This is a genomic window from Micromonospora sp. NPDC023814, assembly GCF_040639595.1.
Classification (GTDB): Bacteria; Actinomycetota; Actinomycetes; order Mycobacteriales; family Micromonosporaceae; genus Micromonospora.
On the sequence record NZ_JBFAAF010000001.1, the window covers coordinates 219,406 to 229,908 of the forward strand.

At 73.3% G+C, this 10,503-nt stretch carries 6 protein-coding genes and 1 pseudogene; 5 read left to right on the forward strand and 2 right to left on the reverse strand.

All coding sequences use genetic code 11. The features are described from left to right. Positions 1 to 12 precede the first annotated feature (12 nt). From mtrB to raiA, 4 genes are all read left to right on the forward strand, one after another. Positions 13 to 1,800, forward strand: a complete 1,788-nt coding sequence (gene mtrB / locus AB0G14_RS01015; protein WP_357692456.1) for an MtrAB system histidine kinase MtrB — start codon at positions 13 to 15, stop codon at positions 1,798 to 1,800. Beyond that, on the forward strand, positions 1,797 to 3,590 hold the full coding sequence (locus AB0G14_RS01020) for an LpqB family beta-propeller domain-containing protein (RefSeq protein WP_357692458.1): 1,794 nt from the start codon (positions 1,797 to 1,799) through the stop codon (positions 3,588 to 3,590). Before mtrB ends, AB0G14_RS01020 begins: the two co-directional genes overlap by 4 nt. After that, the gene (locus AB0G14_RS01025) at positions 3,590 to 4,294 is read left to right on the forward strand and encodes a ComF family protein (RefSeq protein ID WP_357692460.1); all 705 of its coding nucleotides are present in this window, start codon (positions 3,590 to 3,592) and stop codon (positions 4,292 to 4,294) included. Before AB0G14_RS01020 ends, AB0G14_RS01025 begins: the two co-directional genes overlap by 1 nt. 249 nt (positions 4,295 to 4,543) lie before the next feature. Beyond that, the gene (gene raiA / locus AB0G14_RS01030; RefSeq protein WP_357692462.1) at positions 4,544 to 5,182 is read left to right on the forward strand and encodes a ribosome-associated translation inhibitor RaiA; all 639 of its coding nucleotides are present in this window, start codon (positions 4,544 to 4,546) and stop codon (positions 5,180 to 5,182) included. A gap of 97 nt (positions 5,183 to 5,279) precedes the next feature. Here the strand turns inward: raiA and AB0G14_RS01035 are convergent, their stop codons facing one another. Together AB0G14_RS01035 and AB0G14_RS01040 are read right to left on the reverse strand one after the other, a co-directional pair. Next, positions 5,280 to 6,389, reverse strand: a complete 1,110-nt coding sequence (locus tag AB0G14_RS01035) for a GNAT family N-acetyltransferase (protein ID WP_357692464.1) — start codon at positions 6,387 to 6,389, stop codon at positions 5,280 to 5,282. Further along, positions 6,386 to 7,549: a GNAT family N-acetyltransferase gene (locus tag AB0G14_RS01040; protein ID WP_357692466.1), complete on the reverse strand. Its 1,164-nt coding sequence runs from the start codon at positions 7,547 to 7,549 to the stop codon at positions 6,386 to 6,388. The genes AB0G14_RS01035 and AB0G14_RS01040 overlap by 4 nt, the downstream gene beginning before the upstream one ends. Positions 7,550 to 7,710: 161 nt before the next feature. Between AB0G14_RS01040 and secA the strand changes: the two are divergent. After that, a pseudogene (gene secA, locus AB0G14_RS01045) lies at positions 7,711 to 10,383 on the forward strand (preprotein translocase subunit SecA); the annotation flags it as partial. Positions 10,384 to 10,503 lie beyond the last annotated feature (120 nt).

A 10,503-nucleotide genomic window follows, 5' to 3' on the forward strand; every position in this document is an offset into this window, starting at 1 on the left:
CCTGGTCACACTGTGGCCACCTCCCCGCTCCCGGACCCCCAGCCGACAGCTCCGCGCCGGCGTGTCACCGCCGTGCGGGAGCTGTGGCGCGGCGTGAGCGGCCGGTCCGCGCGCCTGCTGGCCGGGCTGCACCAGACCTGGCGGCGGTCGCTGCAGCTGCGGGTGGTGACCATCACGCTGGTCGCGTCCAGCCTGCTGGTGGGCGGTTTCGCCTACCTGATCGCCGACAAGATCACCAACATCCTGGTGGAGAACGCCGAGACCGACGTGCGGGTGCGGCTGGACAGCGGCGCGGCGTACGCGGTGAGGCAGTTCGGTCTCTACAACCAGCCGCAGGACGCGCAGTTCCAGGAGACCGTCGACGGCACGGTCAACTACCTGGCCGGCGGTGACCCGCAGCAGACCACCGGCGTGATCGTGGCGCTCACCGCCGACAACCACGCCGGCCTCATCCAGCCGCGTTCCTCGCCCGCGGTCAACGTCCGGCCGCTGATCAGCCGCGAGCTGCGCGCCACGGTCGCCGGGGGCAAGGTCGCCAGCCAGATCCGCACCGGCCGGCTGGGCGGGGAGCGCACGAAATACCTGGTCTACGGCTCGCCCGTGCCCACCAAGTTCGGCCAGGTGGAGCTCTACTACCTCGTGCCGCTGACGCGGCAGGACACCACGGCCGCCGATGCCCGCGCGACGGTGGTCGCCACCGGGGCGGCCCTGGTGATCCTGCTCGGCCTGCTCGCCGGCCTGGTCACCCGGCTGGTGGTGACCCCGGTGCGGGTGGCCGCCCGGACGGCCCAGCGGCTCTCCGCCGGCCTGCTCGACCAGCGGATGGTGGTCAACGGCGAGGACGACCTCGCCCTGCTCGCCGCGTCGTTCAACCAGATGGCGACCAACCTGCAACGGCAGATCCTGCGGCTGGAGGAGATGTCCCGGCTGCAACGCCGCTTCACCTCCGACGTGTCGCACGAGCTGCGCACCCCGCTCACCACGGTCCGGATGGCCGCCGACCTGATCTTCTCCGAGCGGGACGAGTTCGACCCCGCGGTGGCGCGCAGCGCCGAGCTGCTCCAGGCCGAGCTGGACCGCTTCGAGGAGCTGCTCACCGACCTGCTGGAGATCAGCCGCTTCGACGCCGGCTTCGCGATGCTGGACGCCGAGCCGACCGACCTGGTGCCGGTCGTGCACCGGGTGGCCGACCGGCTCGCCGGCCTGGCCGAGCGGGTCGGGGTGCCCATCGAGCTGGACGTGCCCGCCACGCCGGTGATCGCCGAGGTCGACCCGCGGCGGGTCGAGCGGGTGCTGCGCAACCTGGTCGGCAACGCCGTCGAGCACGGCGAGGCCAAGCCTGTGCTGATCACCCTGGGAATGGACGACACGGCCGTCGCGATCACCGTCCGCGACCACGGGGTGGGCCTCAAGCCCGGTGAGGAGAAGCTGGTGTTCAACCGCTTCTGGCGGGCCGACCCGTCCCGCGCGCGGCAGACCGGCGGCACCGGGCTGGGGCTGTCGATCAGCCTGGAGGACGCCCGGCTGCACGGCGGCTGGCTGGAGGCGTGGGGCGCACCCGGGCAGGGCGCCCAGTTCCGGCTCACCCTGCCGGCCCGGGCCGGCGACCGGTTGACCACCTCGCCGCTGCGGCTGGTCCCGGCCGACGCCGCCCTGCCCTTCGGCGGCCCCCGCGAGGGCGGCCTGCTGGCCATCGGCCCGGGCAGCGGCGGCGTGCTCGCGATCGGCCCGGCCGACGGCGCGGTGGCCGCCGGGCCGGGGCGGCAGGGGACCGGGGGACGCGCGGAGGTGGGATCGTGAGGCGGCACCTGCTCGCCGCTGTGCTGGGCGGCGCACTGCTGTTGGCTGGCACGGCCGGCTGCGGCATCCCGGCCAACACCGAGGTCCGGGTGGAGGGCGCCGGGCCGGCGGCCGAGGCCGGCTCCACCAGCGGTATCCGGGGCGAGCCCCCGAACCGCAGTGCGAGCGGCAGCACCCCGGGGCAGTTCGTCAAGAACTTCCTCTCCGCCGCGGCGGGCGAGCCGGACCGCGCCTACCAGCGGGTCCGGAACTTCATCACCCCGGAGGACCAGGACCGCCTCCAGGTGAAGGAGGGCAGCGAGGTCGCGCTGACCGTCGTCCGGCTCACGGAGGAGCCGGTGATCGTCACCGCCCCGAGCAAGATCGAGGTCACCCTCAAGGTGCAGCAGGTCGGCCAGCTGCGCGCCGACGGCACGCTGGCCCCGCCGGAGACGAGCACCACGTCGTACACGTTCGAGCTGCGCAGCCCGCCCCGGCAGGAGGGCAGGGGGGAGCCGGGCCTGTTCGTGGCCAACCCGCCGAACGTGCTGCTGCTCAGCGTCGACGCGCTCGAGGCGTACTACCAGAGCCGGACGATCTACTTCTGGAACTCCGCCCGCACCCGGCTGGTGCCGGACCAGCGCTACCTGCCCCTCGCCGTGCCCGACGAGCGGCTGGTCAGCGAGGTGGTGAAGTGGCTGACCGCCGGTCCCTCCCTCTGGTTGCGCTCCGGGGTCACCGGGCTGCCGGACGGCACCCGCCTGATCAACAACGCCACCCGGACGGAGGGCCGCTGGGAGGTCGACCTGGAGATGCCGGACGAGAAGGTCCGCCTGGAGCAGCTCGCCACGCAGCTCGCCTGGTCGCTGTACGACGTCGACGGACAGCTCGAGATCAAGATCCGTACCCAGCCCCGGAAGGACATCCCCGACCTGGAGGCGCACCGGCAGGCGAACCCGGTGTACCGGGTCGGCGGCGGCTTCCAGCGGTTCTGCGTCTACGAGGGCGCCATCCACCCGCTGTCCGACGCGGCCGGAACGATCGCCACGGTGCCGGTGGCGGCCGAGGCGAACAGGAACGTCGTGACGGCGGGGCTCAGCCGCGCGGAGGACCAGATCCGGGCGGCGCTGGTGGTCACGGAGGCCGGTCGTCAGTGGCTGTCCGTCGGCGCCGGGCTCGACCCCGTCGCCGTCTTCAACCGCAGCGCGAAGGGCTACGGCGCGATCGGCCGGCCGGTCTGGCTGCGCTCGACGGACCGGGGCGAGCCGGCCGGGTTGGTGGTCGCCGACGGCGCTCTCTACCGGTTCGACGCCCAGGCGCAGCTCACCCCCGTGTCGCTGGGCGTCTCCGGCACGGTGACCGCGGTTGCCGCCTCGCTGGACGGGCACCGGATCGCCGTCATCGCCGGCGGCGCGCTCTACGTCGCCGCCCTGAGCCCCACCGAGGGCGGGGTCACCCTCGGTCCGGCCCGTCGGCTGCCCACCCGGCTGACCGGCCTGTCGGCCGTCGACTGGTACGGCGAGGACAAGCTGCTCCTCGCGGGGGAGGTCGGCCGCCCGGCGGTCTACGAGGTCAGCGTGGACGGCACCCGGGACAGCCGGGTGGAGGACAAGATCGGCGCCCGGGTGACCCACCTCGCCGCGTACCCGGCCAACACGGAGGTGCCGCGCGGCGCGGCGATGTACGAGGCGAACGAGGTGGCGTACGGCAGCGCTCCGTTCGAGCGGATCCAGCCCGAGCAGGTGCAGGTGTCGCCGCCCTCGACCGGGACGCGTGCCGGCAACCCGACCGCCCCCTTCTTCCTCTACTGATGCCGCGCCTCGGCGGACTCTGGTCGGACCTCACCGACCTGGTGCTGCCGGTGGAGTGCGCCGGTTGCCGGGAACGCCGGCCGGGGCTGCGGCACGGCGTCTGCCCGGAGTGCGCGGCGGCGCTGGACGCGCTGCGGCCCCGGGCGGTACGCCCCACCCCCGCCCCGCCCGACCTGCCGCCCTGCGTGGCCCTCGGCCCGTACGCGGGCCCGCTGCGGGAGACGCTGCTCGCGTACAAGGACCACGGCCGGCACGGGCTGGCCCGGCCGCTGGGCGCGCTGCTCGCCGAGGTCGTGGCGGCGGCGGTTGGCGAGGCGCGGCCGGTGACGCTGGTGCCGGTGCCGGACACCGCGGCGGCGGCCCGCGCCCGGTACGGCGACCACCTCGGCCGGCTGACCCGGCACTGCGCGGACCGGCTGCGCCGGGCGGGCTGGCCGGTGCGGGTGCGGCGGCCCCTGCGCGCCCTGCCCCGCCCCGACTCGGTGACGCTGGACAGCGCCGGGCGGGCGGCGGCGGCCGAGTCCGCCTTCCGGGTCCGCCCCCGGGTCGCGCCCGCCCCGGACGGGACCGCGGTCGTGGTGCTCGACGACATCCTCACCACTGGGTCGACCCTTGCCGCAGTGGCACGCGCGCTGACCGTGAGCGGGCTGTCGCCGACGGTCGCCGCCGTGCTCGCCGCGACCGAGAAACGGCACCGGTCGTAACCGACAGTGTTTCCGTTTCACCCGTTGGTGTATGAGGTGTGAAAAATTTCTGGCCGTCTCCGCGACCGGGGGTGACTGCCGGGCGAACAGGCGTTAGCGTTTTCCTGTCGGGGGTAGGAGGTCTTCCCACCCGCTCCCGGCGGTGAAAGGAGGCGTAGCCGCACTGACCGGTCGACGCCGAGTGGGACCTCCCCCAGATGCGCGCGACCGGATGCCGGATCGAACGACCGTCCGAACTAGGGAGGTCACGTGGACATCGTGGTCAAGGGCCGTAACGTCGAAGTGCCGGACCATTACCGGGTGCACGTAGCGGAGAAACTCGCAAAGATCGAACGCTACGACCACAAACTTATTCGTGTCGATGTCGAGCTTTTTCACGAGCGGAATCCCCGCCAGGCGGACCACTGCCAGCGCGTCGAGATCACCTGTGTCTCCCGGGGCCCGGTGATCCGGGCGGAGGCGTGCACGAACGACTTCTACAGCGCGCTCGACGCGGCCATCGCCAAGCTCGACACCCGGTTGCGCCGGGCGGCCGACCGCCGCCGCGTCCACCGGGGTCGGCACGCCCCGCTCTCCGTCGCCGCCGCCACCGCCGGCCTGCCGGTCGCCGACCTCGACGCGCCCCTGGGGGCGTCCGTCGACGGCGCCCGCGCCGGCACGGCCACGGCCGTGGCGGAACGGGTCGAGGAGGAGCACGACGAGCAGCCCTGGCACATCGCGCGGGAGAAGGTGCACCCCGCCGAGCCGATGACCGTCGACGACGCCCTGTTCCAGATGGAACTCGTCGGCCACGACTTCTACCTGTTCCAGGACAAGGAGTCCGGCCGGCCGAGCGTCGTCTACCGGCGGCACGCCTACGACTACGGCATCATCTCCCTCGCCCTCTGATCCTCCGGCGCCGTGGTGGCGGCCCGCGCCGCCGCCACGGCCGACCGGACGTCGGGCCTCCGGCCCACCGCACGCCCGAGGTGCGACCAGGCGCGGGTCAGCGGAGTTCGTCGGGGAGCAGCCCGAAGACCAGGTCGTCGATCCGGGTGCCCGCCAGGCCCGGCAGCCGGCCGCGCAGCAGCCCCTCCCGGCGGAAGCCGACCTTCTCCAGCACCCGCTGCGACGCCACGTTGCCGGGCAGGGTGCCGGCCGTCAGCCGAGCGATCCCCGCCGGCCCGAACGCCCAGCCGGCGAGGAGCCGCACCGCCCGGGTGGCCAGCCCGCGACCCCGCGCGGCGGGCAGCAGCGCGTAGCCGATGCCCGCCTCCCCGGCGGCGGCGTCGAGGTAGGACATCCCGCAACTGCCGACCGGTTCGCCAGTGGTCGCGTCGAGGACCAGCAGCCGGGCGATGCTGCCGGTCAGCCACCCGCTCTCCGAGAGCCGGCAGCGTCGCTCGATCGCCGCCCGGGTGGGCGGCACCGGCGGGGCCTGGTTCGCCACCACCTCCGGCAGCGTGTGCAGGCGGTACATCAGGTCGACGTCGTCGGGGCCGAGCGGGCGCAGCGTCACCACGCCGTCGGTGAGCCGGCCCTCGGGCAGGTCGGGCAGCGGTCGGGGGCCGGGGCCGGGCGGGTCGTCGGCGAGGCGTACCCAGGCCATCAGGTCCGTCCGGCCGCCGCCGCGGAGCTGGCCGGCCGCCCGGCGTACCCCCTCGTGGCGGAAGCCGGCGGCGAGCGCCACCCGCTGGCTGGCCGGGTTCTCCGCGTGGGTCAGCAGCTCCAGCCGGTCGAACCCGCACCGGAACGCCGAGTCGGCCAGGGCCCGCGTCGCGGCGGTCGCGACGCCGCGACGCCGCGCCCAGGGCGCGACCCAGTAGCCCACCTCGGCCTGCCGGCGCTGCGTCACGACCTGGCCGAGGCCCGCCCCGCCGACCAGCCGGTCGGTGGCGCGGTCGGCGATGGCGTACGCGGCCCCGCCGGCGGTCCAGGCCGCCGGGGCGCCCTCGGTGATCCACCATCGGGCGTCGGCCTCGGTGTACGGCTCCGGCAGGCCCGGGTTGAACCGCAGGTTGACCGGGTCGGCGCAGCCGGCGGCCAGGTCGGCGGCGTCCTCGGGGCGGAACGGCCGCAGCCGCACCCCGTGGGCGTCGATCACCTCGGGCGTCACGTCAGGTCCCCGGCGAGCAGCGCGCCGACCCAGGCGTCCACCCGTTCGCCCCGGTGCGTGAGCCCGCCCCGGGCGGTCCCCTCGACCGTGAAGCCGGCCTTCTCGGCGACCCGGCGCGAGGCGGTGTTGCCGACGTTGGCCCGCCACTCGATCCGGGCCAGGCCCAGCGTGGTGAAGCCCCAGGTGGCGAGGGCGGTCAGCGCGGCCGGCATGAAGCCCCGGCCCCGGCTCGCCGGCGCGGTCATGAAGCCGACGTCGGCCAGCAGCGGGTCGGCGGGGGAGAGCCGCAGGTCGATCGAGCCGGTGTACCGGTCGTCGGCGTCGGCGACCACGAAGCAGGCGCTGGTGCCGGCCGCCCAGGTGCCGCGCGAGTAGACCAGGTAGGACTCGGCGTCGGCGGGGTCGTACGGGTCGGGCACGGCGGTCCACCGGATGGTCTCCGGGTCCTGGCAGGTCTCGACGACCGCGTCGAGGTCGCGCTCCTCCATCGGGCGCAGCCGCAGCTCACCACCGCCGGCGGTGGCGAAGAGGACGGGCTGGGGGCGGCCGAGGACGGCGGCCCGCCGGGTCTCCAGGGTGCCGGGCCCGGCGGGTCCGGTCTCGCCGGTGGCGGGCACCTCGCCGGGGAACAGCGAGCCGATCCAACCGTCCGGCCCGCCCTCCGGCGCGGGGTCGGCCAGCCGTAGTTGCCCCTCGACGCGGAAGCCCGTCCGGAGCGCGACCAGGCGGGAGGCGTGGTTGCCGACCTCGGCCTGCCAGATCAGCCGGCGCAGTTTCCGCGTGTCGAAGGCCCAGCGCGCGACAGCCCGGGCGGCCCGTACGGTGACGCCCCGGCCCCGGGCCCAGGGCGCGGTCCAGTACCCGATCTCGCCCGTGCCGTGGCCGGGGTCGATCGAGACCAGCCCGCAGGAGCCGAGCACCTCGCCGGTGGCGGCGTCGCAGACCGCGAACGGCGCCCCGGTGCCGGCCGCCCAGTCCCCCGGGGCCACCTCGGTGACGAACCTGTGCGCGTGTTCGGGCAGGTACTGGCGAGGTACGGTGGTCCAGCGCTGGATGTCCGGGTCCTGGCACGCCCGGTGCACCGCGTCGGCGTCGGTCGCCCGCCAGGGTCGCAGCAGCAGGCCGTCCTCGGTGATCTCCACGGGTTCCACCCGAGCCATCGTGCCGGATCGTTCGCGGACGGCGTAACCGGATTACGGCGGAGGTGGCGCGCGTCGAGCGAGTTATGTCGGTTTCGCCGGGTCGGAGGGCCGCCACCAGTGACCATCGTGCCGATGGAGCGCCTACGATGGTTCGAGACTGTCTAGGGGAGCGTTGATCCGTGTCGATTCTGGAAAGGGTCCTCCGCGCGGGCGAGGGCCGTATGGTGCGCCGGCTGAAGGCCATCGCCGCCGCCGTCAACTCGATCGAGGACGACTACGTCAACCTCAGCGACGACGAGCTGCGCGGCATGACCGACCAGTTCAAGGAACGGCTCGCGGACGGCGAGACCCTCGACGACCTGCTGCCGGAGGCCTTCGCGGTGTGCCGGGAGGCGGCTGCCCGGGTGCTCGGCCAGCGCCCGTACGACGTCCAGGTGATGGGCGGCGCGGCGCTGCACTTCGGCAACATCGCCGAGATGAAGACCGGTGAGGGCAAGACGCTGACCTCGGTCATGCCGGTCTACCTCAACGCGCTCTCCGGCAAGGGCGTGCACGTCATCACGGTCAACGACTACCTGGCCCAGCGCGACGCCGCCTGGATGGGCCGGGTGCACGAGTTCCTCGGCCTCACCGTCGGCGTGGTCCTGCCCAACCGGCCGGCCGCCGAGCACCGCGCCGCGTACGAGTGCGACGTCACCTACGGCACGAACAACGAGTTCGGCTTCGACTACCTGCGCGACAACATGGCGTGGTCGCGGGACGAGCTGGTCCAGCGCGGCCACAACTTCGCGGTGGTCGACGAGGTCGACTCGATCCTGATCGACGAGGCCCGCACCCCGCTGATCATCTCCGGCCCGGCCGAGCACTCCGCCCGCTGGTACACGGAGTTCGCGGGCGTGGTGGCCCGGCTCCAGGCCGGCAAGGACGGCGAGGGCGACTACGAGGTCGACCACGCCAAGCGGACCATCGCCGTCACCGAGCGCGGCGTGGCCAAGGTCGAGGACCGGCTGGGCATCGACAACCTCTACGAGTCGGTGAACACCCCGCTGGTGGGCTACCTCAACAACGCCATCAAGGCCAAGGAACTCTTCAAGCGCGACAAGGACTACATCGTCAGCGACGGCGAGGTCCTGATCGTCGACGAGTTCACCGGCCGCATCCTGCACGGACGCCGCTACAACGAGGGCATGCACCAGGCGATCGAGGCCAAGGAGGGGGTGGAGATCAAGCAGGAGAACCAGACCCTGGCCACCATCACCCTCCAGAACTACTTCCGCCTCTACGAGAAGCTCTCCGGCATGACCGGTACGGCGCAGACCGAGGCGGGCGAGTTCAACAAGGTCTACAAGGTCGGTGTCGTGACCATCCCGACCCACCGGCCGATGGTCCGGCAGGACCGGCCGGACGTGATCTACAAGACCGAGAAGGCCAAGTTCAACGCCGTGGTGGAGGACATCGCCGAGCGGCACGCGGTGGGCCAGCCGGTGCTCGTCGGCACCGTCTCGGTGGAGAATTCCGAGATCCTCTCCCAGCTCCTGCGCCGCCGCGGCATCCCGCACTCCGTGCTGAACGCCAAGTTCCACGCGCGTGAGGCCGAGATCGTCGCCCAGGCCGGCCGCAAGGGCGCCGTCACCGTCGCGACCAACATGGCCGGTCGCGGCACCGACATCCTGCTCGGTGGCAACGCCGAGTTCCTCGCCGCCAACGAGCTCCGCCAGCGTGGCCTCGACCCGATCGAGCACGAGGAGGAGTACGCCAAGGCGATGGAGGAGGTCCTGCCCAAGTGGAAGCAGGCCTGCGACGCCGAGGCGGAGGAGGTCGCCGACGCCGGCGGCCTCTACGTGCTGGGCACCGAGCGGCACGAGTCCCGCCGGATCGACAACCAGCTGCGCGGTCGGTCCGGCCGGCAGGGTGACCCGGGCGAGTCCCGGTTCTACCTGTCGCTCCAGGACGAGCTGATGAAGCGCTTCCGCTCCGGGGCGGTCGAGGCGGTCATGGAGCGCTTCAACATCCCGGAGGACGTGCCCATCGAGTCGAAGATGGTCACCCGCCAGATCAAGAGCGCGCAGGCCCAGATCGAGGGCCAGAACGCCGAGATCCGCAAGAACGTCCTCAAGTACGACGAGGTGCTCAACAAGCAGCGCCAGGTGATCTACGCCGAGCGCCTGCGGGTGCTCAACGGCGAGGACCTCTCCGACCAGGTCCGCAACATGATCGACGACGTCGTCGAGGCGTACGTGCGGGGGGCGACCTCCGAGGGCTACGGCGAGGACTGGGACCTGGAGCAGCTCTGGTCCAGCCTCAAGCAGCTCTACCCGGTCGGCGTGACGATCGAGGAGCTGGAGGAGGAGGCCGGCGGGTCCCGGGCGGGCATCGACGCGGACTTCCTGCTCGCCCGCCTCAAGGAGGACGCGCACGCCGCGTACGACCGGCGCGAGGAGCAGCTCGGGGCGGAGGGCACCCGCGAGCTGGAGCGGATGGTCCTGCTCCAGGTGATCGACCGCAAGTGGCGCGAGCACCTCTACGAGATGGACTACCTCCAGGAGGGCATCAGCCTGCGGGCGTACGCCCAGCGCGACCCGGTGGTGGAATACCAGCGCGAGGGCTTCGACATGTTCGCCACCATGATGGACGGCATCAAGGAGGAGACGGTCGGCTTCCTCTACAACGTCGAGGTCCAGGTCAACGAGCCGGAGCCCGCGGCCGAGGAGGTGCAGCTGCTCGACAAGCCGGTCGAGATCCGGGCCAAGGGCCTGGGCCGGTCGCCGCAGCAGCCGGGCCTCCAGTACTCGGCGCCGACCATCGACGGCGAGGCCGGCGCGGGTGCGGTGGCCGTCGAGCGCGCCGACGAGCAGGCGCCGGCGCTCGGCGTCGGCCGGCCGTCCAGCCCGATCCCGCCGATCTTGCTCGGGGTGCCGCGGAAGTAGCGCTCGACCAGCCGGGAGTCCAGCCCGACGGCCTCGAAGACCTGC

Coding starts and splice junctions, on each gene's coding strand:
- AB0G14_RS01025 (WP_357692460.1), top strand. CDS start 3,590: ATGCCGCGCCTCGGCGGACTCTGGTCGGACCTCACCGACCTGGTGCTG.
- AB0G14_RS01040 (WP_357692466.1), bottom strand. CDS start 7,549: ATGGCTCGGGTGGAACCCGTGGAGATCACCGAGGACGGCCTGCTGCTG.